This is a genomic window from Dactylosporangium sp. NPDC051087 (genome assembly GCF_055586325.1).
On the sequence record NZ_JBVJIJ010000011.1, the window covers coordinates 312,091 to 335,308 of the forward strand.

Annotated in this window: 16 protein-coding genes; 6 read left to right on the top strand and 10 right to left on the bottom strand. The window is 73.3% G+C overall.

What is annotated here, in order from left to right:
- The first annotated feature begins 85 nt into the window (after positions 1-85).
- The gene (locus ACZ6TV_RS22915) at positions 86-1,402 is read left to right on the top strand and encodes an FAD-dependent oxidoreductase (RefSeq protein WP_465299244.1); all 1,317 of its coding nucleotides are present in this window, start codon (positions 86-88) and stop codon (positions 1,400-1,402) included.
- A gap of 42 nt (positions 1,403-1,444) precedes the next feature.
- Here ACZ6TV_RS22915 and ACZ6TV_RS22920 read toward each other — a convergent pair whose 3' ends face one another.
- The 8 genes from ACZ6TV_RS22920 to ACZ6TV_RS22955 form a co-directional block, all read right to left on the bottom strand.
- Positions 1,445-2,293, bottom strand: a complete 849-nt coding sequence (locus tag ACZ6TV_RS22920; RefSeq protein WP_465299245.1) for a maleylpyruvate isomerase N-terminal domain-containing protein — start codon at positions 2,291-2,293, stop codon at positions 1,445-1,447.
- A 15-nt stretch (positions 2,294-2,308) separates the two neighbouring features.
- Positions 2,309-3,244, bottom strand: coding sequence for a hypothetical protein (locus ACZ6TV_RS22925; RefSeq protein WP_465299246.1), 936 nt, complete (start codon positions 3,242-3,244; stop codon positions 2,309-2,311).
- A 107-nt stretch (positions 3,245-3,351) separates the two neighbouring features.
- The gene (locus tag ACZ6TV_RS22930) at positions 3,352-4,407 is read right to left on the bottom strand and encodes an enediyne biosynthesis protein (protein WP_465299247.1); all 1,056 of its coding nucleotides are present in this window, start codon (positions 4,405-4,407) and stop codon (positions 3,352-3,354) included.
- Entirely contained in the window at positions 4,404-6,377 is a 1,974-nt protein-coding gene (locus tag ACZ6TV_RS22935) for a CRTAC1 family protein (RefSeq protein ID WP_465299248.1), read from the bottom strand. The genes ACZ6TV_RS22930 and ACZ6TV_RS22935 overlap by 4 nt, the downstream gene beginning before the upstream one ends.
- Before the next feature lie 94 nt (positions 6,378-6,471).
- Positions 6,472-7,827 carry a cytochrome P450 gene (locus ACZ6TV_RS22940; RefSeq protein WP_465299249.1) on the bottom strand — a complete coding sequence of 452 codons (1,356 nt, stop codon included), beginning with the start codon at positions 7,825-7,827 and terminating at the stop codon, positions 6,472-6,474.
- Positions 7,824-8,357, bottom strand: a complete 534-nt coding sequence (locus ACZ6TV_RS22945) for a flavin reductase family protein (protein ID WP_465299250.1) — start codon at positions 8,355-8,357, stop codon at positions 7,824-7,826. Before ACZ6TV_RS22945 ends, ACZ6TV_RS22940 begins: the two co-directional genes overlap by 4 nt.
- A complete protein-coding gene (locus ACZ6TV_RS22950) occupies positions 8,354-8,794 on the bottom strand; it encodes an acyl-CoA thioesterase (protein WP_465299285.1) in 441 nt (146 codons plus the stop codon). The genes ACZ6TV_RS22945 and ACZ6TV_RS22950 overlap by 4 nt, the downstream gene beginning before the upstream one ends.
- A 2-nt stretch (positions 8,795-8,796) precedes the next feature.
- A complete protein-coding gene (locus ACZ6TV_RS22955; protein ID WP_465299251.1) occupies positions 8,797-14,580 on the bottom strand; it encodes a type I polyketide synthase in 5,784 nt (1,927 codons plus the stop codon).
- Positions 14,581-15,081: 501 nt separating this feature from the next.
- Between ACZ6TV_RS22955 and ACZ6TV_RS22960 the strand changes: the two genes are divergently transcribed.
- From ACZ6TV_RS22960 to ACZ6TV_RS22970, 3 genes are read left to right on the top strand one after another with little or no spacing between them, the layout of a single operon-like run.
- Positions 15,082-15,651 carry a DUF5987 family protein gene (locus ACZ6TV_RS22960; protein WP_465299252.1) on the top strand — a complete coding sequence of 190 codons (570 nt, stop codon included), beginning with the start codon at positions 15,082-15,084 and terminating at the stop codon, positions 15,649-15,651.
- The gene (locus ACZ6TV_RS22965) at positions 15,648-17,285 is read left to right on the top strand and encodes a GMC family oxidoreductase N-terminal domain-containing protein (RefSeq protein WP_465299253.1); all 1,638 of its coding nucleotides are present in this window, start codon (positions 15,648-15,650) and stop codon (positions 17,283-17,285) included. Before ACZ6TV_RS22960 ends, ACZ6TV_RS22965 begins: the two co-directional genes overlap by 4 nt.
- The gene (locus tag ACZ6TV_RS22970; protein ID WP_465299254.1) at positions 17,282-18,277 is read left to right on the top strand and encodes a carboxymuconolactone decarboxylase family protein; all 996 of its coding nucleotides are present in this window, start codon (positions 17,282-17,284) and stop codon (positions 18,275-18,277) included. Before ACZ6TV_RS22965 ends, ACZ6TV_RS22970 begins: the two co-directional genes overlap by 4 nt.
- A gap of 40 nt (positions 18,278-18,317) precedes the next feature.
- On the opposite strand, the gene ACZ6TV_RS22975 is transcribed toward ACZ6TV_RS22970, so the two are convergent.
- A complete protein-coding gene (locus ACZ6TV_RS22975) occupies positions 18,318-18,962 on the bottom strand; it encodes a MerR family transcriptional regulator (RefSeq protein WP_465299255.1) in 645 nt (214 codons plus the stop codon).
- Between the two features lie 216 nt (positions 18,963-19,178).
- Between ACZ6TV_RS22975 and ACZ6TV_RS22980 the strand changes: the two genes are divergently transcribed.
- The gene (locus ACZ6TV_RS22980; RefSeq protein WP_465299256.1) at positions 19,179-19,619 is read left to right on the top strand and encodes a winged helix-turn-helix transcriptional regulator; all 441 of its coding nucleotides are present in this window, start codon (positions 19,179-19,181) and stop codon (positions 19,617-19,619) included.
- Positions 19,620-20,150: 531 nt separating this feature from the next.
- The gene (locus tag ACZ6TV_RS22985; RefSeq protein WP_465299257.1) at positions 20,151-21,638 is read left to right on the top strand and encodes an MFS transporter; all 1,488 of its coding nucleotides are present in this window, start codon (positions 20,151-20,153) and stop codon (positions 21,636-21,638) included.
- 99 nt (positions 21,639-21,737) lie between these two features.
- Here the strand turns inward: ACZ6TV_RS22985 and ACZ6TV_RS22990 are convergent, their stop codons facing one another.
- Positions 21,738-22,709: a ScyD/ScyE family protein gene (locus tag ACZ6TV_RS22990; protein ID WP_465299258.1), complete on the bottom strand. Its 972-nt coding sequence runs from the start codon at positions 22,707-22,709 to the stop codon at positions 21,738-21,740.
- Positions 22,710-23,218: the final 509 nt, after the last annotated feature.

Below are 23,218 nucleotides of genomic sequence, written 5' to 3' on the forward strand. Positions count from 1 at the left end.
GCGGCAGAAGTGTTCGCGGGGTCCCCATGCGAGGTGCGCATGCGGGAAGACGACGGGCCCGGCCGGCCCGCCTAGCGTCGGGGCCATGGTCTCCGCAGGCAACGCCGTGGTGCTCGGCGCCGGCATGGCCGGCCTGATCGCCGCCCGGGTGCTCAGCGACGCGTACGACACCGTCACGGTCATCGACCGCGACCCGCTGCCCGACGTGCCGTCGGCACGGCGCGGGGTCCCGCAGTCCCGCCAGCTGCACGTGCTGCTGGCGCAGGGCCGGCGCGCGCTCGACGAGCTCTTCGAGGGCCTCAGCGGCGAGCTGTGCGCCGCCGGCGCGCCGCTGGTCGACCTGCACGACCAGGTGCACTGGCGCAACGACGGCCACCCGATGCGCCGGGCCGCGTCGGACCTCGTCGGCGTGGGGGTCAGCCGCCCGCTGCTGGAGGGCACGGTGCGGGCCCGGGTGCGGAGCCTGCCCAACGTCCGGTTCTGCCCGCCCGCCGAGGTGACCGCGCTGCTGAGCACCGAGGACCGCGGCCGGGTCACCGGTGTGCTCGTGACGCCGCGCACCGGTGCCGGGTACCGGATGCGCGCGGACCTGGTGGTCGACGCCTGCGGCCGGGCGTCGCGCAGCCCGGTGTGGCTGGCCGGGCTCGGCTATCCGGCCCCGCCGGAGCAGCGGGTCCCGGTCGACGTCACCTACGTCACCCGCCTCTACGAGCGCGACCCCCGGCACCTCGACGGCCTGCTCGGCGCGCTGACCAATGCCGTGCCGGGCCGCCCGCGCACCGGCATCGTCGCCGCGCAGGAGGACGGCCGCTTCGCGGTGGCGCTCAGCGGGATGCTCGGTGAGCAGCCGCCGCCGGACGAGGAGGGCTTCGCGCGGTTCGCCGAGTCGCTGGGGATGCCGGTGATCAGCGAGGTGGTGCGCGGCGCCGTCCCGGTGGGCGGCCCGGCGCGGATGCGCTACCCGGCGAGCGTGCGCCGGCACTACGAGCGGCTGCGCCGTTTCCCGCTGGGCTACCTGGTGGTCGGCGACGCCGTCTGCAGCTTCAATCCCGTGTACGGCCAGGGCATGACGGTCGCCGCCACCGAAGGGCTGCTGCTGCGCTCGCTCCTGCCCGGCGGCCCGGACCGGCTGGCACGGCGCTTCTTCCGCGGCGCCGGCAAGCTCATCGACGGCCCGTGGTCCATCGCGGTCGGCACGGACCTGCGTTTCCCGCAGGTGCCGGGGCCGCGCTCGGCCCGGGTGCGGCTGGTCAACTGGTACGTGCACCGGCTCCACGCGGCCGCCGTCGCCGACGCCGTGCTGGGTGCGGCGTTCCTGCGCGTGCTCAACCTCGTGGACCCGCCGGCCCGGCTGCTGCGCCCCTCGATCGTGCGCCGGGTCCTGCGCGGCGGGACCCGCTGACCCGGCACCGCCTCCGCCCGCGGTGTCACCGCGGGCGGGGTGTCATTTCGGGCAGCGGACCTTGCGCATGAAGGCGGGCAGCAGCCAGGGCCGGCGGCCGCCGACGCGGACGCCGCCGGACAGCGCCGCCCGCACCGGCGAGACCCGGCCGAAGAGCATGAGGTTGAACACGACCGGGTCGTAGCCGACCCGGACGTCCGGTCGCGTTCCCGGATCGGCGACGCTCACCACGTTCCCGGCGAGCAGCAGGGTCACCGGGTCCGTGTACCGCGACTCGAACGCGACCGCCACCCGGACGTCGGGCAGTGCCTTCTCGGTGTCGAGCAGGTGGCCGTACCCGTCGCGGACCAGCCCGACGAAGAAGACCTCGAAGAACGGCGCCGCCTCGGCGGGCGGGACCACGTGCGGGACACCGGCGGCCCGGGCGATGTCCCGGCCGTGGATGTGGAACTCGTTGACGATGTGGGCGAACAGCCCCGCCATCGTCAGCGTCGAGCTGCCCAGCCAGGGCAGCGGCGACGACGGGTCGACGTGGCGCGTGGCGTCGAGCATCGCCGCGCAGTCCGCGCGGATCCGGGCGGCGAGGGTCGCCGGGTCGCGTTCCCCGAACGACCGCATCACCTCGGTGTTCAGCAGGTCGACCCGGTCGACCGTGGTGCGCCGCCACTGCTCGTGCACGTCCGGGAGCGGGAACGCCGGCTCCGGGTAGGCCCTGGCGATGACGGCGTCGAGGTCGGTCAGCGTGGCCACGTGGGCCGCGGTGTCGGCGACCGACCAGTGCCGGGTCGCCGGCCGGCCCGCCGCGGCCGCCTCCACCAGGGCGGCGAACCGGTCGCCGGCGGTGGCGACGTCGCGGCGGATCCCTTCCCACTGCCGGGTCGACACGTCCATGCCGGGCGCCTCCGCTCAGTTGTAGGGCATCGTCGGGAACCAGCCGTAGCCGAACATCGCGGGCACCCGGACGGTCCAGTAGACGACGGTGAATACGCCCAGCGCAAGCAGCAGCGCGCCGGTGACGGCGAGGGTGCGGGCCGGTCGCGCGGCCAGCCAGCGGACCAGGCCGCCGCGGGTGACGAGGACGACCAGGGCGAACAGGGCGGCCACGATCGCGATGTTGCCCAGCGACTGCAGCACGAAGGCACCGGCGCCGTAGAGCGGGTTGCCGTTGTCGGCGGCCCACTGGAAGAGCTTGTGGAACAACGGGTACGGCCGGCCGATCAGGAAGGCGCCGACCAGCATGCCGAGGACGAACACCCGGGCGAACGGGCGGCGGGCGAACGGGTCCCGGACCGTGCCGAGGGCGGCGAGCCCGAGGTAGACGAACGCGAGACCGATCACGCCGAAGACCACGACGGACTGCACCAGCCGCACGGGCATCCCGCCGGCCGTCGTCGCCGTCGAGAGCTGCGGCAGGGAGTCGCCGAGCAGGACGCCGACGAACCCGTAGACGGCGGCGACCACGACCGTCCCCAGGGTGAGCAGGCCCAGCGGCCGGAGCATGAAGCGCAGCCCGGCCGCCGGGGTGCCGCCGGCGCCCGCGTGGGTCATCGGCCCGATCGAGGCGGCCATGGCGATGTTGCAGGCCGTGAACGTGCCGGCGAGCCCCGAGACGAAGGCGAAGAGCAGTCCCGCCGCGGTGCCGCCGATGGCGGTCGCCTTGGCGTCGTGGCCCAGCAGGGTGTTGGCGACGTTGTCGCCGATGGTCTTGTCGACGAACTCGTACGACCAGAGCAGGGCCAGCGCGACGCCGGCCAGCACGCTGCCGGCGATCAGCCGGCCGGTCCGGCCCGAGCGGGCCGGCGCCCGCGTGTGCCGCGCGGCCGGTTGACGGATGTCGGTCATGACAGCCTCATCTCTTCCAGGTGCGACGGTGGCGACCGGCCGGTCCGTCCCGCCCGCGGCTGCTCGCGCGGGTCCGGCGGGACGGACCGGCCGGTCCACGGCGGGGATCAGCGGGCGATGGGGAGCTCGACGGCCGCGGGCGGCGGCACCGGCCGCACCTCGGCGCGCTCACCGCGCCGCCCCAGCAGCCACTTGCCCCACCAGTACAGGCCCCGGGCCAGGCACACGATCGTGACCGCGAAGAACAGCGTGTAGACGACGTTGAAGAGCATCAGGACGCCGTACACCGTGGCCACCATGGAGCCGAACATGAACTGGTCCATGGGTTTGGAGGGGGTGGTGCCCGGATCGGTGATCATGTAGTTGGTGAACAGCACGAACGCCACCCCGGTCATGACGCTCAGCGCCGCCCAGAGCTGCACGTCCCAGACGTAGTGCCGGATCAGCGCCTGGATGACGAAGCCGCCGACCCAGCCCACGATCAGCGCGACCTTCTTCGTGAGCATCGCGTTGAGGATGGTGCCCGCGGTGAGGATCACCATCGGGATGAACATCCGGAAGACGTCGGGCACGTTCTCCGTGAAGTGGTACGGCGGCGCCACGTTGACCCACGAGAACGTGAGCAGCGCGACGGTGATGCCGAAGTTCGAGGGGTTCATGAAGTGCCGCATGCGGCCCTTGATCGGGGCCTGCAGCACGGCCTTCTGCCCGACGGCCACCACCACCGCGAAGGCGATCGGCCAGAACAGGTCGTTGGCGTAGAGCAGCATGTTCGCGGCGAGCGCGGTGATGTGCGTCGGCAGCAGGAACGTGTAGACACCCCATGCGCCGTTGCCGCTGTAGGCCGGCCGGCGGCCCAGGGCGCGGGCGGCGACCCACTCGATCGCCACCTCCGCGGTGTACCCGATCGCCAGGGCGAACAGCGGCCAGGTCCAGGGCTGCTCGAACCCGAGGATCGTGTAGCCGAGGATGTTGAAGATGGACATGGAGATGGCGAAGTTGCGCAGGGCGAGGTAGCGGGGGTCGCGCTTGTCCACCCGGGGCACGGGCGGTCGCGGGTCGGCGCCGGCGGCTGCCCGGGCCGGGCCGGCGCCGTTGCGGGCCGCGTCTTGGGCCTCGACCGTTGTGGTCGCGCCTTCCTCGGCGCGTTTGACGTCCGTCATGACTTGGTCAGCTCCTGGGCCTGGTCGGTGAGCATGAGGTCGTGCCACCCCGCGGACAGCGACAGGGTCTGCTGGTGCGTGGCGCCGGTGAGGTCGCGCCAGCTCAGCTCGACGGTGACGGGTGCGGCGCCCTGGGCGCCCAGCCCGAAGAACACGTCGAAGCTGCGCTTGCCCGAGTGCCCGCCGCCGCCGTCGAGCTGGCCGAGCTGGGTCCGGCCGTCCGCGGTGGTCACCCGTGCCTGCGCGCCGTACGCCGGGGTGCCGGCGTCGCCGGTCTGGGCGGCACCGAGCGCGGGCCGGTGCAGCCGCAGCCCGAGGAAGTTGCCGACCTCCGCCTTGGTGTTCTTGTAGAAGGCCGGCGGCCCCCACTGCCGTGCCACGGCGAAGTCCTGGCGGCCGTCGCCGTCGATGTCGCCCACGGCGACCCCCCGCGTCGGGGTCTTGTCGGCGAGCCCGAGCTGCGGGCTCAGGTCGGCGTAGCGGCCGTTGCCCTCCGGCGCCCAGAACGCCAGCGCGTTGGAGCCGGCGATGTCGTCGCCCGGCTGCGCGTTGGGCCACATGGCCGGCTCACGCAGCATCAGGTCGTTGCTGGCGGCCAGCTCCTGCAGCCAGTTGAACCGGTTGATCGTGCCCTTGACGAAGCCGCAGGACTGCACCACGACGAGCCGGCCGCTGTTGTCGAAGTCGGCCATCTTCGCGTCCCAGCCCCAGCCGACCCAGGCGAGGTTCTTCGCCGAGGCCCTGTTCACGAAGGGCGCGATGCCCTTGCTGAGCTGGTCCCGCGCCTCCTGGGGGGTGGCGGCGGTGTTCTGCCAGACGAAGTTGCTCTCCTCCAGCCCCCACGCCTCGGTGATGTTGCTGACGAAGGCGTCGAAGCGGCCCCGGCTGCCGAGGTCGGCGAAGTCGACGGACATCCCCTTGAACGAGTCGTGCCCGACGACCAGCGACTTGGGGTCCAGCGGGCCGCGGCGGCCCTCGGCCAGCGCGAACTTGATGCGGCCCGGCACCGACACGTTGTGGAAGAAGCGGTCGTTGCCGAAGTCGTTGGCGAGGTACAGCTCGGGCAGCAGGTCACCGTCGAGGTCCGCGGACGCCGAGGCGAGGGTCCAGCCGGAGGCGTACCGGGGGTCGATCGCGGTCTGCGGCTCGTAGGTGACGCTCGGCTCGGCGCCGCCGGTGGCCGCGGTCCACCGCAGGACGTGCGCGCCGCCCGCGTTCTGCGCGCGGGACATGGAGTGGTTCATCTGCACGTTGGGGATGCCCTGCGGGTCGAGCACCTGGGTGTCCGGGAAGTAGTTGAAGATGCCGATGTCGGGCTTGCCGTCGCCGTCGAAGTCGGCGACCGCGGTCGCGTTGGTGTTCCACAGCGGCCCGCGGTAGAGGCCGTCGGCGGTCTGCTGCTGGGGGATCAGCTCGACCGGGTGGTACGACGCCAGGCTCAGCGACCCCTGCGCGTCCTCCTTCTGCAGGAACACGACGGGCGTCCGGCCCCAGTAGACGACGAGCAGGTCCATCCGGCCGTCGACGTTGAAGTCGCCGGGCGTGCACCCCATCGGCGCGATCGCCGGCCCCATCGGCAGCGGCGCCGGGTCGAGCAGGAACGGCGCGTAGCCGGCGGCTCCGCCGGGCGCCGGGGTGACGACGACGCTGTCGCTGCGCGGGTCGACGAGGCACAGGTCGTCGGCTCCGCCCTGTCCGTCGAGGTCGTTGAGCGCGACCCCGGCGCCGACCGACGAGATCCAGGAGCGGATGTGCTCGTACTTCGGGTTCACGGTGCGGATCGTGCGCTGCGGCAGGCCCGGCGGGAACGCGATGGGCAGTTCGGTGAACGCGAACCGCGCCGCCATCGTCTGCCGGTCCTCGATGGACGCGGACGGCAGCCGCGAGACCACGAACAGCCCCGCGACGAGTACCAGGACGAAGACGACGGGAATGAGCCGGCGCAGCGGACCCACTGGTTTCGGTGGCAACGGTCCCCCTCGGGTGGCGCCCGTCCCCTGCGAGGACGGGCTTTTTCGGGTGGTGTCATGGGTGACGGCGGTCCGCGGTCACCCGGTCTGTCCTTCAGTCGGCGGAGCTCACGTGCATCGGCATGCCACCGCGCATGCGCAGCGACAACATCGGCTCCGGCACGACCTCGTGCGTGGCGACCTTCGTGAGCGTCAGGTCCCGGGTCAGCATCGCGAGCACGAACGCGGCTTCCATCAGGCCGAGGTGGTTGCCGACGCAGAACCGCGGTCCCGCGCCGAACGGGATGTAGGCGTACCGCGGGCGGTCGGTGGCCCGGACCGGGTCGAAGCGCTCGGGGTCGAACTCCTCCGGGCGGTCCCAGAAGTCCGGGTGCCGGTGCAGCGTGTACGGGCAGATCAGCACGTCGGCGCCGGCGGGCACGCGGTACCCGCCGACCATGTCCTCCGCGAGCGCCTTGCGCGGCAGGATCCACACCGGCGGGTACAGCCGGACGACCTCGTCGATGACCATCGCCGTGTACCGGAGCCGGCCCAGGTCCTCGAAGGTCGGCAGCCGGTCGCCGAGCACCGTGACCGCCTCCTCCCGCAGCCGGTGGCGTACGTCGGGATGCTTGTCGATCAGGTAGAGCGCCCAGCTGAGCGTGCTGGCCGTGGTCTCGTGCCCGGCGAGCAGCAGCGTCACCAGCTCGTCCCGCAGCCGCTGCCGGCCGACCCGGGGGTCGGGCTCGGCCCGGGCGGACACGATGAGCCGCGACAGCACGTCGTCGCGGTCGCCGGAGACGGCGCCGCGCTCGTCGACGAGCTGGTCGACGATCGTCTGCAGGCGGCGGCGGGCCCGCCGGAACCGCAGCTGGCGCGGCAGCGGCACCCACGGCGGCACGGCGCTCAGCGACGCGAGCTCGAACATGGCCTGGTCCTGCACCATGGCGAAGTCGCGGCCGATCGTGGGGAAGCGGCCGAGGTCGGTGTCGAGCAGGGTGCGCCCGAGCACGCCGAGCGTCAGGCCCGTCATCTCGTGGAGCACGTCCACCGGCCCGTCCCGGCCGAGCGTGCGCAGCCGCCCGACGAGGGCGGCCGCCTCCTCGGCGACGACGCCGGCCTGGTCGGCGATGCGGCGGCTCTGGAACGCCGGCTGCACCACCCGGCGCTGCTTGCGCCACAGTTCGCCCTCACTGGTGAGCAGCCCGTCGCCGAGCGCCCGGCGGGCGTGCACCAGGCCGATGCCCTTGTGGTAGTTGGCCGCGTTGTCGGCGAGCACGTGCTTGGCGTGGCCGGGGTGGTTGAAGAAGTAGAGCTCCTTCGGCCCGACCGGCAGCCGTGCGGCGTCGCCGTAGCGGTCCGCCGCCGAGGTCATCATGCCGAGGCGGTCGCGGCCCATCATGATCAGCATGCTGACGGCGGCGGCGCGCGACGGCCCGTTCAGCGTCCGCGGGGTGACGGCGGCGGTCATGACGTCACCACCGCGGACGGCGCCATGTCGAGGCGGTGGAACCGGCCGCCGAGGAAGACGAGGGCGTCGCCGTCGCCGTACCGGCACATGCCCCGCGGGCGGCCGAGGAAGATCGTGTGGTCTCCCCCGTCGTACGACCGCCACACCTCGCACTCGATGTGGGCGACGGCGCCGGCGAGCAGCGGTGCGCCCGTCCTCGCGCCCGGCCGCCAGTCGGCGAACTCGAACTGTTCCTTCCCCAGCGGGCGGCGCCGGTCGGCGTAGTGGCGGGCCACGGCCTCCTGATCGGCGGCCAGCACGGAGACGCCGAAGCTGCCGGTGCGGCTGAGCGCCTGGTGCATGAGGGCGTCCCGGTCGACGCACACCAGGATCAGCGGCGGGTCGAGCGACACGGCGCTGAACGAGTTCGCGGTCATGGCGTGCGGCTCGTCCCCGCCGACGCTGAGCACCGTGACGCCGGTGGCGAAGGCGCCGTACACGCGACGCATCTGCGCCTGGTCGGCCACCGCTTCGGTGTCGAAGGTCGTCATCGCCGCCCCCCGACCGCCGCGTACGGCTCGAGGGCGCTCTCGAGCGCCTCCGGAACCCTGGTGGGCACGGTCCGGTTGTTCGGGCCGCGCATGCAGGCGACACGCTGGGTCCCCCGGGCGACGAGGGTCTCGCCGGCCGCGCCTGTGCGCACGTAGTCGAACCCGAACTCCAGCTGCGTCTGCGCCAGTTCGATCAGCCGCATCCGGACGGCGATCTCGTCGAACGCGGTGAGCTCGGCGAAGAACTCGCACTCGACCTTGAGCGTGAAGAGCTTGAGGTCGGCCTGCAGGTCCTCCAGGACCGCCGGCGCCCGGTCCTTGAGGAACATCTCCCGGCACCGGCCCTGCCATCGCAGGTAGTTGACGTAGTAGACGTTGCCGACCATGTTGGTCTCCTCGAACCCGACGGTGTGCCGCAGCTCGTAGTAGCTCTCCATGCTCATCCCTCCGCACCAGCCAGAACAGTGATCACGACGTGCCCCTCGCCGCCGCGCAGGCTGGTGACGAAGGAGGCGGCCCGGGCGCCGCCGGCGCCGAAGAGCACCCAGCCGGGACGCTCCGTGCCGGCCAGGACGAGCGGTCCGTGCATCGGCAGCCCGGCCTTCTGCATCGCCTCCACCACGGTCCACACGCGGGTCGCGGCGAGGTCCGGGGTCTCGCCCGGGTGGCCGGCCAGCATTTCCGCCAGCCCCGCGTGCGGGCCGAGCAGCCCCTGCCACTCCTGCGGGCCGCGCGGCGCCACGCTCTCGACGTCGCAGCCGAGGACGCCCTCCGCGGCGACGGCGAGGGTGATCCCGGCGCCGTGCGCGATCGACACGGTGTGCTCGCCGGCGACCTCGGGCCTGCCGTCGGGCCGGTACGTGATCTCGACCGGCCGGCCGAGCGCGTGCCCGGCGGCGACCGCGCTGGTCCGGCGGCGGGCGGCGGTCCGCTGCGCCGGGTCCTCCGGCGCGGGCGCGGCGGTCTCGATCGCGACCGAGACGCCGGTGAGGCCCAGCTCGCCGAGCCCCCGTTCGAGGAAGGGGGCGAGCAGCGGCGCCACCCACGGCCCGGTGCCGTCCTGTTTTCGGACCGCCCGCAGCCGCAGCCCCTCCCAGCGCTCGACGGTCACGCCGGCCTCGTCGCGCAGGGCGATGTCGTAGACGTACGTGTCGCCGTCGCGCTCCCGTTCGGTGGCGCAGTAGCGCAGCTCGCGAGCGTCGGAGAGCTTCGCCCCGCCGGGATGGATCCGCTCCACGCCGGCGGGCAGCAGCGTGGCGTGCGGCACGCACACCTGGTTGCCGTGCATGAGCGCGTCGCGGACACCGGGGTCGCCGAGCAGCAGCGTCGGGGAGACGTACGGGGCGAACCATTCCGTCGAGTCGTCCGCCGCCACGACCGCGTCGACGTGGCGGGCGGCGGCCCGGTGGTACCGCTGGAGCCGCTGGAACCGGGCGCCCTGGAAGAGGATCACGCCGTACAGGTCCTGCGGCGGCGCGATCGGGGCCGGCGCCAGCCCGTCCGGAACCTGGTCCGGGGGGCCCTCCGGGACGGTGTCGCCACCGAGGCGCAGCCGCGCGGTGAAGTGGTCGGCGGCGAAGCCGGTCTCCTCGCTGCGGATCGCGACCTCGACGGTGTCGTCGTCCGTCACCAGAGCCGCCACCTGGATCCTCGTGTGCCCGTGCGACGGGACGACGATGGGCCGCAGGAACTCCGCCCGTTCGATGACCGGCACGACGTCGGCGCCCGAGACGGCCGCGGCCACCTGAGCCATGGCCTCCATCCCGAACACGGCCGGGAACAGCAGGTTGCCGTCGAGGTCGTGGTCGGCGAGGTAGCGGTCGGTGCCGACGTTCAGCTCCGTCTCCACCACCAGCTCGACCTGGTGGTAGCGGATCAGCACCCGGTCGACGAAGCGGAGCAGCGGCAGCGACCGCTGGTGGTACCGGACCGTGTGGATGCTCCCCGTGCGCCCGCTGATCACCACCACGACCGGTGCCGCGGTGTCCGCGACCAGCCGGCGCAGCAGGGCGATGCCCTGATCGGGGGTGAGGGGCGTGACGCCGTCCCGGTTGAGCGACTCGACGACCGACAGCCGCTCGCCCATGCCGACCCCCGACCAGACCGACCACTCCAGGCACAGGGTGCGGCAGTCCGGGTACGCCCGGGCGAAGGCCGTGGTCTCCTCGGCCAGCCAGTCGTTGGCGGTCGCGTAGTGCGCCTCGCCCCGCAGGCCCGCCCGGCCGATGATGCTGCCGAGCGTCACGAGCAGCCGCAGCCGGGACGGGTCGACCGCGTCGAGCACCGCCCGCAGACCGTCGACCTTCGGCGCCATGGCGGCGCGGAATGCGGCCGGCTCCAGGCTCGTCAGCGCGGCCGGTTCGTTGCGGCCCGCGCCGTGCAGGACGGCGGTGACCGGTCCGAGTTCGGCGGACAGCTCCCGCACCGCCCGGTGCACGGCCGCGGGGTCGGTGACGTCGGCACGGGCGTACCGCACGGTGACGCCGGCCGCCGCGATCCGGGCCAGGTTGGCCGCCAGCTCGCCGTCCTCGGCGGGGTCGGAGCGGCCCAGCACCGCCAGCCCGGCACCGCTGTCGGTGGCCAGGGCGAGGGCGCACTCGGCGGTGATGCCCTTGCCCCCGCCGGTGACCAGCAGGACGTCGTCCGCGCCGAGCGGGGCCACCGAGGCTCCCGGGCGCACCGGCATCGCGTGCAGCGTCGGGACCCGGCGGACCCCGCCGTCGTGGTGCACCTCGGTGAAGGAGGTCGTCGCGGCGACCTCCTTCACCACCAGCTCGACCGTCGCCTCGGCGGCCGGCACGTGCACGACGGTGACCAGCACCGACGGCGCCTCCAGGTGCAGCGTCCGGGCGATCGCCGCCGCGCCGCGGCCGTGGCCGACCAGGACGAAGCGGGTGCTGCCGGCGGCGAGGGCCTGCTGGGCTCCCCGCAGGGCCGGCTCCAGCTGCTCCTCCGTGCAGTCGGGCGGCAGGCAGACCAGGACGCCGCCGCCGAGCCCGGACAGTTCCAGCGTGCTCGCAAGCCGCGCGGCGAACGGGTGGTCCGGGCCGGCGTGCAGGTGCCACGGCCCGTTCTTGGCGGTGGCGTCGGCGGGGACCGCCGGCAGCGGCTGCTCGTCGAGGTCGACCCGCCAGGGCCGGGCCCAGGAGGCCACCCCGGCCACCGCCGGCGCGGCGGCGGTGTCGCTGTCGCGGGCCGTGCTCGCGAGGGCCTCCATCGTCTCCGCCAGCTCGCGGACGGTGGCGGTCGCGAAGTTGATCGGCAGCTGGGCCGGCGGCACGTCCAGCCGCTGGGCGAGCTGGTTCACCACCTGGCCGATCGTGATCGAGCTGAGGTGCAGGTCGTCGAGCAGCCGGCTGTCCGGCCCGACCAGGTCGAGCGGCAGTTCGGCGCGCTCCGCCGTGAGCCGCCGCAGCAGGTCCTGCGTGGACTCCTTGCCCGGCCCGCCGGGGTCCGCGACGGCGGCGGGCGCCGCCACGGCGGGACCGCGCTCGATCGCCGGGCTCAGCTCCGGCGCCTGCTCGCACGGGCTGGCCAGGAAGGAGAACGTGGCGCCGACCTCCAGCGGCCGCACGAGCCGCCCGTCGAACAGCGCCGCCGGGGCGGGTGCCGCACCGGTGACGTACGCGGCGCCGGCGACCCGGAGCAGGCTCGTGAGCGACTCGCTGTCGGTGTCCAGCGCCACCACGGGGACGTCGGTGACCGTGCCGGCCAGCCCGGTGAGGACCTGGCCGGGCCCGACCTCGACGAACAGGTCGGTGTTCTTGGCGGTCAGCGCGACGGCCTGGTTGAACAGGACGGGGTCGGTGATCTGGCGGCGCAGCAGGTCACGCACGTCGGTCCGGGCGGGCAGCACGTCACCGGTGACGGTGGAGACGACCCGGGCCCCGACGTTGTGGAAGGTCTCGCCCGCGAGGGCGCCGGCGAAGGCGTCCGCGGCCGGGGCCACCAGCGGGGAGTGGAAGGCGTGCGAGACCCGCAGCCGCGTCGCGCTCAGCCCGGCCGCCCTGGCGTTGCGGCAGACCGCCTCGACCGCCTCGACCGACCCGGAGACGACGGTGTGATGCGGCCCGTTGTAGGCGGACACGACCACGGGGAGGCTCGCGATGATCGCGTCGAGCGCCTCGGGAGGCGCCCCGATGTCGGCCATCGTGCCGGCCCGGCTGTGCCCGGCCATGGTTCGGCCGCGCAGGCCGGCGACCCGCAGCAGGGTGTCCTCGTCCATGGCGCCGGCCCATTGCAGGGCCACGATCTCACCGAGGCTGTGCCCGATCGCGGTCGACGCCCTGATGCCCAGCAGGGCCAGGGCGTGCTGCCCGGCGACGGACCCGGTGACGATGCGCGGCTGGGCGACCTCGGTCGCGACGACGTCGCTGCCGGCCGGCAGCGCGGCGCGCAGGTAGACGTCCTCGACCTCGGCGAACCGCCGCCGCAGCGCGCCGCCGCTGACGCCGCGCCCGGAGCCCTGCCCCGGGAAGAGGAAGCTGATCCGGGCCGGTCCGCTGACGTGCCCGAGCAGGAAGCGGCCGTCCGGGCGGATCAGGGTCGCCTCGCCGGACTCGACGGCCTCGCGGGCCGCGGTCAGCAGCTGCTCGGCCTCCTGCGGTGACGAGGCGACGACCGCGGCCCGGAACGGCCGGTCCCGCAGGTCGCGGTGCAGCGTCGCGGCCAGGTCGGACAGCTGCGCGTAGGAGACGGCGGGGACGAAGGCGCTCAGCTCGGCGAGCCGGGCGGCGAGCTCCTCCGCCGAGGCGGCGTCCACCAGCAGCAGCTCGGCGTCCTGGGCGGAGGCGGCGAGGGCCCGCACCCGGCGGTCGGGCACGGACCGGCGCGGCCCGTGGCGTTCGAGCACGATGTGCGTGTTGATGCCGCCGAAGCCCATCGCGGTGACACCCGCCCGCACCTTGGTCGCGGCCGGCCACGGCTCGGCCTTGCGCAGCGTGCGCAGCTGGGCCCCGTCGGCGGTGAGGATCTCGTGGGGGTCGACGGAGCCGACGCTCGGGGGCAGCACCTCGTGGTGCACGGCCATCGCGGCGCGGATGAACCCGGCCACCCCGGCGGCGGCCTTGGTGTGCCCGATCATGCCCTTGACCGAGCCGATGACGGCCGGCGGCGCCCCGGGGTTCGCCGCCTCCCGGGCGGCGGACAGCGCCCGCAGCTCGGTGGCGTCCCCGACCTTCGTGCCGGTGCCGTGTCCCTCGAAGAGCCCGACGGTGTCGACGCCGAAGCCGGCCCGGGCGTACGCGCGGCGCAGCGCGAGCCGGTAGCCGTCGACCTCGGGCCTGGTGATGCCGCCGCTGCCGTCGGAGGAGACCCCCCACCCGGCCACCGAGGCGTAGATCCGGTGACCGGCCTCGACGGCCCGGTCGGTGCGCATCAGGACCACCATGCCGCAGCCCTCGCCGGGCCAGAACCCGTTGGAGGCACGGTCGTAGACCCGCATCTCGCCGGTCGCCAGCGCGCCGGTCTTGGCGAAGCCGATGACCTCGAACGGGTCGATGGACAGGTCGACGCCGCCGGCGACCGCGACGTCCAGGTCCCCGTCGAGCAGCGCGCGGCACGCGGTCACCACGGACAGCAGCGACGAGGAGCAGGCGCCGTCGACGGTGTAGCCGCCGCCCTTGAGGTCGAAGTAGTTGCAGATGCGCCCGGCGATCGTGTTCGACAGCGCACCCGCGAGGGTGTCCTCGTCCAACGGCGGGAACGGGCTCTTGTACGCCGTCTCATAGGCGGCGAGGAAGCCGGACAGCTTCTCGTCGTCCCACCCCTCCGCCCGCAGCGCCGCCGCCACGGTCCGCCGCACGTACGGCCAGCGCAGCCGCATCTGGTTGGCGCGGGAGAACTCGCCGGTCAGGGTGTTGCCCACGATCACCCCGGTCCGCTCCTGGGGCAGGCCCTCACCCATCGGGAACCCGGCGTCGGCCAGCGCCGTCGCGGCGGTGTCCAGCGCCAGCCAGTGCGCCAGGTCCGTGGACCGGTACGTGCTGCCGGCGACCTTGTAGGCGACCCGGTCGAACTCGTAGCCCTCCAGGACGGCGGCGTTGCGCGCGTAGAAGCGGTCCGGGGCGGCCGGGTCCGCGTCCCAGTAGTCGTCATGGTTCATCCGGACGTCGGGGAGCCGCCGGAACGCCCGGCGGCCCGCGATGGCGTTCTCCCACAGTTCCTGCGGCGAACGCGCGTCGGGGTAGCGGCAGGCCATCCCGACCACGGCAATACTGGTCATCGCTCACTCGGCTTTCGGTCGCTACCAACGGGAACGAAGGCGCTCCTGACGCGCCGGCGCCAGATCTCGCGGGCGGGCAGGACGGCGCCGGCGGACAGCCCGGTCCGTGCCTCGCCGGTCAACCGTGCCGCCTCGCTCACCGGCATGCCGCGGGCCTGTTCGTCCTTGCGGTGAAATCCGCACCGCGCATCGGAGGTCATAATTCGGCGGCGAAGCTTGTTACAAGCGCTCATCGTCTTCTCCGGTCTAGCCTGAGGCCTCATTGTTACGCATTTATGGGCTGGCGGTTCTCCTGCCTTGCGGTGATTCAAAGTCGCCGCCGAGGGTGTGAATAAATCAACTCAGGACATCGCGATAAATGGAAAGCGGAAAGTGAAGGTCGCCATTTTCCGCTGATCAGCGCAACACGGGAGATGGACGCGGAGGCCCTGCTGATACCACCATGACTTCCGTCGGCCCCCATCCGGAAACGACATCCCGACCTTTGTGAAGGAGCGTGCCGTGGACTCCGAAGAGGCGGCGGAACGGCGGATACGCACGATGGTTCTCGAGGCATTCGCCGACACCATCGTCCCGGGCGAAAAGCGCGGCGCCGACGACCCCGCGATCGCCGGTGCCGACACCGGCGGCGGCGCCGTCGCGAGCGGCGCGATCGAACTGCTCGAGCACCCCGCCGGCGGGCTGGCACCGGCGCTCGACACGATCTGCCTGGAGCTCGACGGGTACGCCCGGGACCACGCCGACGCCGTGGGCCTCACCCTCGACCCGGACCTGCCGCCGTTCGTGGCCCTGCCGTTCGAGGCCCGCACGGCGCTGGTCCAGGAGCTGACCCGGCCCGACCACCCGGACAAGCAGCTGTGGGTCGGTCTCGCGCTGTTCTGCAACATGGCCTTCGACAGCGCGCCGCACATGCACACCGTGGACGCGCTGGCCGCCGGGCATCCGGGCCTGCTCGCCATGCGGTACGCGACGCCGGATCCGGACGGGCTCTGGCGGTTCCCCGCGTTCTCCTACGGCCGTCCGCTCGCGAACCTCCACCCATCCACCACGGCCACGGGGAGCCCGGCATGACGGTCACAGAATCCACCGACGTCCTGGTCATCGGCAGCGGGTTCGGCGGTGCGATCGCCGCCTACCACCTCGCCGCCGGCGGCGCCCGGGTGAAGGTCTTCGAGCGCGGCCCGTGGCTGCAGGCCGACGAGTTCGAGCACGACTTCAAGCTGGGCGCGTCGTACACCCGGGTGTTCGACTTCGTCATCGGTGACGGCATGAGCCTGCTGGGCGGCAACTGCGTGGGCGGCGGCAGTGTCGTCTACTTCGCCACGATGCCCAGGGCGCCACGGTTCGTCTTCGAGCGCCAAGGCAGCATCGGGCGGCGCATGTGGCCCGCCGCCATCGACCGCGACGCCCTCGACCCCTGGTACGACCGGGTGGCCGAGGCGCTGCCGGTGACCCAGCAGACGTGGGACCGGGTCCCCTACGCCGGCGGCCTGTTCGCCGCCGCCTGCCACCACGCCGGCCGCACCGCCAACCCGGCGCCGTCGGCCATCGACGTGGACATGTGCACGAACTGCAACTGGATGATGGCCGGCTGCCGCTTCGACGCCAAACGCTCGCTGCTGCTCAACTACCTGCCGGCGGCGCTGGCCCACGGCGCCGAGATCCGGCCGCTGCACGAGGTGCAGCACCTGACCCGCAACGCCGACGGCAGCTACCGGGTGCACTACCGCGTCGTCGACGCGGAGGACTACCGGATCCTGCACGACGCGGGGACGATCGATGCCAAGATCGTCGTGGTCGCCGCCGGCGCGGGCGCCACCCCGGTGATCCTGCAGCGGTCGGAGCCCCACCTGGGCCGGCTGCCGCACGCCGTCGGGCGCTACTTCTCGGGCAACGGCGAGCGGCTCAACACCGCGGTGTTCGACGAGGACCGGGTCCGCGAGGTGCTCAAGCTGTCGCGGCCGGACGGGCGGGCGTACGAGGCGTACCAGATCGGCCGGGGTCCGACCGTGGCCAGCTGGGACCGGCTCGACGGCACACTGCCGGAGTTCGAGCGCTACTCGCTCGAGCAGCTCTACTTCCCGCCCGCGCTGGGCACGATCCTGGCCCAGGTGCCGGACGCGAACCCCAGCTGGTTCGGCCGGGAGAAGAAGGAGATGCTGCGCCGCTGGCAGTCGTGGCTGACCATCTTCATCATGTCCGAGGACGACAACGAGGGTGTCTTCGGCCCGCCGCCGGAGACCGGCAACGCCCACCGCTTCTCGCAGCAGATGCTCGGCCACGGCCCGCTGCGGTACCGGCCGACGGAGAACACCTGGCGCGGCTGGTCGCTGGCCGACGCCGACATCAAGGACATCCTCGAGCGCGACGGGCTGTCCCGCGTGATGCCGTGGACGAACGACCTGGTCGGCGCCTACACCGTGCATCCGCTCGCGTCGTGCCGCATCGGCGACGACCCGGCGACCTCGGCGCTGGACGACCGCCACGAGCTGCGCGGGCACCCCGGCATCTTCGTGACCGACGGGTCCGCGGTCCCCGGCGCGCTGACGGTCAACCCGGCCTCGACGATCGCGGCGCTGGCCGAGCGGGCCATGCCGGGGATCGTGCGGGCGCTGCAGGAGCGCGGCGTCGCGGTGACGTACGGCGCGCCGTCCCCGGACGGCGAGACCGCCGGCCGCCGCGCGGTCGCCCGCCTGCGGTCATGAGCCGCACGATCGCCCGGCTGACGCGGCGGGCCACCCTGTCGCATCTGCGGCACGTCCCCGCGGTGCACCCGAAGGCCGCGCCGGTGCCGGTCCGTCAGGTGTACGAGCAGGTCGAACGCGACTTCGGCCTGCTCGCGCCACCGGTCGCCCTGCACGCCGCCGCGCCGGAGGTGCTCGCCGCCGTCTGGTGCGTGGTGCGGGAGAACCTGCTCGTGTCCGGCACGACGAGCCGCCTGGAGCGCGAACGCGTGGCCGCCGCGGTGTCCGCGGCCAACTCGTGCCCGTACTGCGTGGACGTCCACCGGACGGCGGTGCGCGGGCTCGGCGGCGACCTGCCGTCCTCGCTGCCGGCGGTGCTCGCGCCGGAGCTGATCGGGGTGGCGGTCACGTTCCACTACCTCAACCGCATGGTGAACGTCTTCCTGCAGGACTCCCCCTTCGGGGCGGTGCCCACCGCGCTGCTCGGCGGCGCCCAGTCCGTGGCGGCACGGCTGATGGGGCGCCTCGCGGGCCGGGAGCCGGTGGCCGGGCAGTCCCTGGCGTTGCTGCCGGCCACCGCCGGCACCGCGCGGCAGTTGCCGGCCGACCTGCGGTGGGCGGCGGGACTGCCGCACGTCGCGGCCGCCATGGCGGGCGCGGCGACGGTGATCGAGGACGCCGGGGAGCGGGCGGTGCCGGCCGCCGTCCGTGACCTGGTCCACGAGTGCCTGAACGAGCGGTCCGCTCCCCTGGGCGGGCTCGCGGACGCGTCCGGACGGCTCGACGCGCGCGTCGCCGGCCTGTCCGCGCCGGACCGGCCCGCCGGGCGGCTGGCGCTGCTCGTCGCCTTCGCCTCGTACCGGGTGCCGGACACCCTGGTGGCGGAGGTCCGGGCCGGAGGGCACGACGACGCCGGGCTGATCCGGCTGGCGGCCTGGGCGGCCCTGGCGGCGGCGCGCCACCGCGGGGACACGCTCGCCACGGCACACGAAACGTCCGGCTCCGCGGCCTGACCACGGGATCGGCGGCCCCCGGCGCGGCGCCGCGGCCCGCTCATGACCCCGGCCCGTCGCGGTGACCGCCCTGGCGCAGGGCCAGGTGATGTTCCTGCGCCAGGCGCCGCAGCGCGCCGAGGGCGACCTCGAACAGCACCGTGCGGGCCGCCGCCGCGTCCCGGTCGACCGGGCCGTCGGCCGGCAGCAGGTCGAGCTCCCGCACCGCGACCTGCTGCGCGGCCGCCGCGAACGGGGCGAAGAAGTCGATGTCGAGCTGGCAGCCGAGGTCCTGCAACGCGGCGACCACCCGGACGAACGTGTCGCGTCCCGGCGCGTCCGGCGCCACCCGCCAGCCCTGCCTGTCGATGAACGCGTCCACCCCGGCCCGGATCCGCTCGAGCGACCCGGTGTCGGCCACGGGCGCCGGTTCCGGCACACCGGCCCGGTTGGCCGCCTCGTACAGGTCCCGCAGCGGGACACGGTCGTGCTCGATGAGCGGCAGCAGGTCCCGCACCGACGCGAGGTCCATCCGGCCGAGGCCGGTGAGCGCCCGGATGAGCCGCAGCCGCCGCAGGTGCTCGTCGCCGTACTCGGCCTGGTTGCGGGCGGTCGGCGTGCCCGGGGGCAGCACCCGTTCCCGAAGGTAGTACTTGATCGTCCCGACCGGCACTGCACTGCGCCGGCTGAGGTCCGAGATACGCATCGATTCGCCTCCGGCCGAGGCCGTCGTCAGTGGGAGCGGTCGGCCAGGGTGATGAGCCGCCGTGCCCGGGTGGCCCCAACATCGTCCGACGGGCCCGGGCGGCCGGGCATCTTCCGGGCTGCCGAGCCGGGCCCGGCCGCCGCCGGGTGAGACGGCCCGCCGCAGGTCACCGAAACTGTGAGATCAACGTCCGCCGATCGGCGATACCATGGGCGGATGGCGAGCCGGACCCGCGGGGGTCGGACCTGTTCCGTGGCCCAGGCGCTCGACGTCGTGGGTGAGCGGTGGAATCTTCTGATCCTCAGGGACGCCCTGCTCGGCTCGACCCGTTTCGACGCGTTCCTCACCAGCCTGGGCATCGCCCGCAACGTCCTCGCCAACCGGCTGAACGGACTCGTGCGCAACGGCATCTTCGTCCGCGTTCCGTACCAGCACCGGCCGTTACGCCACGAGTACCTGCTGACCGAACGGGGCCGCGAACTGACCGTCGTCATCGTCGCGCTGATGGAATGGGGCGACCGGCACTTCGTCGACGGCGAACCGTTCCGGGTCGCGGTGCACAGCGGCTGCGGCGGCGCGGTGCACAGCCGGCTCGTCTGCACCGGCTGCGGCGGTCCGGTGGCGCCGGCGGAGGTGACCACCCGCCGCAACGACTGACCACCGCGACCGGACGGTGCAGGCGGTAATCGGCCGGCCGCTTCCCGGCGGCCGCCGCCCGATTGCATTTCCGCGCGGACACCCTGATCAACTCCGTGGCCGGCGTCCGGGCCCGCGGACACGCGAACAGCCCCGGCACCCTCACCCACATCGGTGTCCGTCTACATAACGAGTCCCGGCCACCGGAGTGACGCGACGAACTGCCATCCGGCGGCTATCATGACGACCCGGATAAACAACAGAGTTCGCCCTTGATCGGCGGACTCTTCATCCGGGCAACAGCGTCAATGTTGTTTTGGCTACCGGTCGGTTTTTTTCTCGAACTAAGTGCTGTACAGTGTTGGCGGACGTCACGCGCTGATATCCAGGGCATCGACATACGTCGCCCGCCACGTCTTGGCCTTTCCGGAGCCGCGATGCTCTCCCGCGGCAGCTGCGGACGTCTGGGAGCGATTGATGGTGGATAAAAACCGAAACTCCTCCCCGGTCCAGGGCATGCGGCGGGATCGGCCCGGTCGGTGGATCCTGTTCTTGCTCGGCTCGGCCTTTCTCCTGCTGCTGCTCGATGGGACGATCGTCTATGTCGCGCTCCCCGGCATCCGCCGAGGACTCGGCTTCTCCACCGGCGGTATTCACTGGGTGATGGCCGCCTACCTGCTCACCTTTGGTGGATTGTTGCTGTGGGGTGGCCGGCTCGCCGAACGGGTGGGCCGCAGGCGCGCATTCGTCGCCGGTTTCGGCCTGTTCGCCGCCGCCGCACTGCTGTGCGGGCTCGCCTCGTCCCCCGGCATGCTCGTCGCCGGCCGGGCGGTCCAGGGGCTCGCCGCCGCGATCGCGGCGCCCACCGTCCTGCCGTTGCTGGCGATGACCTTCGACAACGGTCCGGGACGCGCGACAGCGCTGCGGATCTGGACCGTCGTCGGCGCGTCGGCCGGCACGGCGGGCCTGATCATCGGCGGCCTGGTCCTCGCCGGCCCCGGCTGGCGATGGATCTTCCTGGGAAGCGCGCCGGTGAGCCTGGCACTGGCGGTGGCCGGCCCGTTCCTGCTGCGCGACAGCCCCGACCCGAGCATCCGGCGCCCGCTCGGCACGATCGCGGCGGTGACGCTCACCGGCGCGCTCGTCCTGCTGGCCGTCGCGGTCACCGGCACCGCGACGACCGGTTGGGCGAGCGCCCACACGATCGTGCTGATGCTCGCCGCCGCCGCCGCGTTCACGGTGTACGCGTTGCTCTCGGCGCGCGCCGCGGGACCGCCGCGGCGGGTCCGGCCCGGGCTGCGCCTCGGTGTCATCGCCGTGCTGGGGGCGGCCGGCGTGGCGGTCGACGGGACGTCCCTCACGCTCGCGCTCCACCTGCAGGAGGGGCTCGGCCTGACCCCGATGGACTTCGCCCTGACGATGATCGCGATGACCGGCACGATGGTCGTCGGATCGTTTGCCGGGCAGGCGCTGGCCGTCCGCCTCGGGCTGCGCGCCGCGGCGGCGACCGGACTCGCCCTGATCGCCGCGGGGTGTGCCGTGCTGGCCGTCGCCTCCGGCGTCGGCGGGGTGGTGGCCGGCCTGCTGGCGCTCGGGGCGGGCACCGGGACGACGTTCATCGCGGGGCAGATCGCCGTGGTGACCGCCATGACAGGGGCACAGTCCCCGTCCTCGTCGCAGATCGCCGACACCTCGTTCAGCGCCGGTGGAGCCATCGGTCTCGCCGCGCTGTCCACGGTCCTCGCGGTCCGCGACCGGGCGGTGCCGGCCGTCGACCCGGCCGCCGGCCTCCGGGGCGCGTTCGTCGTCGTTCTGGGCGCCGCCGTGCTCGCGTTCGCCGCGGCGCTGCTCCTGCTGCCACGGCCCCGGGCGCGGGACGCCTGCGCGCCGCACGACCACGACGCCGCACCCCGGCAGGGCTCCGGCGATCCGCCGCAGTACCTGGCCGGGCCCACCGAGACGGTCATCGTCAGCACGACGAACCCCGCCCGCCGCGGCGCCGGACCGGTGCACGGCGGCGAGCGGTCCTCCGGACGGTGAGGCACCGCGCCCACGACCCGGCGGGTGGACGGCAGCGCAGATCCCACGGTCCGGCCGGACCGTGGGATCGCTTGCGGAGATGCGCTACCGCCTGAACGGTCAGAGGCCGACGGTCCAGACCTCGCCGCCGAGCGTGATGACGTACGCGGTGTTCCCGACGATCTCGATCGACGTCGGCTGGTTCAGCCCCTCCGCGACGACGGCGAAGGTGCCGTCCGGCTTGGTCAGCAGCAGCTGACCGGTGTTCGGCAACGCCGGCGACCCGTGCGGGTTGCCCGGCGGGAAGAAGCCCTGCGCCAGGGCGTAGAGCTTGGTCCCGCGGCCGAACTCCACGTCGACCAGCAGCCGCCCACCCGAGGCCACCTGCTTCGGCTGGGGGGACCGGGCGTCGAACGACACGACCTTGCCGTCCTCCGGCAGGTTCGGGGCCGGGCCGGCCTCGGCCATGTAGACCGTGTTGGCGCGCACAGCGATGCCGGTCGGGACGATGTTGCCGAAGGCCACGACCTCCGAGATTCCACCGGTACGGGTGACGCGCAGCACCCGGTTCAGGTGGCCGTCCGTGACCAGGAAATCGCCGCGGAAGGCCTGCAGCGCGTACTGGGCCCCGGTGGGCACCGCGTATTCCGAGGTCGGCGGATGAGCGATGTTCCAGGTGCCGATGTCGGCGACGACCGTGAAGGTGCTCGGGCCGTCCATCCGGTAGAGCCCGACGACCTCGGTGCCGCCGATGTCCGATGCGACGAGCGTGACCAGGACATAGGCCTTGCCGTCGAGGAACTCGACGTCCATCGAGCCGCCGGGTTCACCGAGCGGGAGCGGCAGGCCGGTGGCGTAGGTGGTCACGGCTCCGGTGCGCCGGTCCACCCGCGAGATCTCGCCGGACCAGCGTTCCGTGACGTAGAGCGCCCCGTCGGGGCCGATGGTGCTGCCGGAGCCGCCGGACAAGCCGGTGGCGAGCCGGCTGGGAACGGCGCAATGGTCGGCGGTGGATGCGCCCGCCGCCGCTGGAGTGAGCACGACCATCAAGGCGGCAACCGCGGTCGAGAACAGCTTTCGGTGCAGATTCAAATCAGCCCTCCGTGCCATTGAGTGTCATCACGGTGCGTCACTGCGAGATGTCACAGTAGTGGCGCCGTGAGATTGACACAAGTCATTGACTGTGCGATGGGCGTGTGATTCGCCTGCGGGTAGCCGCTTTTTCCGGCCGGGCCGGGCCTCTCACCTGCGCCGGGCCGCATCGGCGATCATCGGTGACCGGTCACGCTCTGCACGGACAGAGCAATCGTGAAGATGCCGCACCGCGGGCCGGACGGGAGTATTGGTGCAGGAAAGGCACGCGATGCGCGAATGACCGTAATGCGGGACCGGCCCATTCAAGATGAAGGCGGGATGACGACATGGACAACGCCGCGATTCCCGGGAAAGGCGCGCCGCACATCGGTCTTACGTATCGGATGCAGTAAATGAATTGCCCGGCAGGGCCTGCCGGTGCCGAGCCGCCCACCCCCGGCGCGCCGATCCGACCACCGGGGGTGGCGCCCCCTGGGCGGCACACGCCACAGCCGGGTCACGCCCGA

Coding starts and splice junctions, on each gene's coding strand:
- ACZ6TV_RS22970 (WP_465299254.1), top strand. CDS start 17,282: ATGAGCCGCACGATCGCCCGGCTGACGCGGCGGGCCACCCTGTCGCAT.
- ACZ6TV_RS22975 (WP_465299255.1), bottom strand. CDS start 18,962: ATGCGTATCTCGGACCTCAGCCGGCGCAGTGCAGTGCCGGTCGGGACG.
- ACZ6TV_RS22940 (WP_465299249.1), bottom strand. CDS start 7,827: ATGACCGCCGCCGTCACCCCGCGGACGCTGAACGGGCCGTCGCGCGCC.
- ACZ6TV_RS22950 (WP_465299285.1), bottom strand. CDS start 8,794: ATGGAGAGCTACTACGAGCTGCGGCACACCGTCGGGTTCGAGGAGACC.
- ACZ6TV_RS22915 (WP_465299244.1), top strand. CDS start 86: ATGGTCTCCGCAGGCAACGCCGTGGTGCTCGGCGCCGGCATGGCCGGC.
- ACZ6TV_RS22930 (WP_465299247.1), bottom strand. CDS start 4,407: ATGACGGACGTCAAACGCGCCGAGGAAGGCGCGACCACAACGGTCGAG.
- ACZ6TV_RS22925 (WP_465299246.1), bottom strand. CDS start 3,244: ATGACCGACATCCGTCAACCGGCCGCGCGGCACACGCGGGCGCCGGCC.
- ACZ6TV_RS22980 (WP_465299256.1), top strand. CDS start 19,179: ATGGCGAGCCGGACCCGCGGGGGTCGGACCTGTTCCGTGGCCCAGGCG.
- ACZ6TV_RS22955 (WP_465299251.1), bottom strand. CDS start 14,580: ATGACCAGTATTGCCGTGGTCGGGATGGCCTGCCGCTACCCCGACGCG.
- ACZ6TV_RS22965 (WP_465299253.1), top strand. CDS start 15,648: ATGACGGTCACAGAATCCACCGACGTCCTGGTCATCGGCAGCGGGTTC.
- ACZ6TV_RS22920 (WP_465299245.1), bottom strand. CDS start 2,293: ATGGACGTGTCGACCCGGCAGTGGGAAGGGATCCGCCGCGACGTCGCC.
- ACZ6TV_RS22945 (WP_465299250.1), bottom strand. CDS start 8,357: ATGACGACCTTCGACACCGAAGCGGTGGCCGACCAGGCGCAGATGCGT.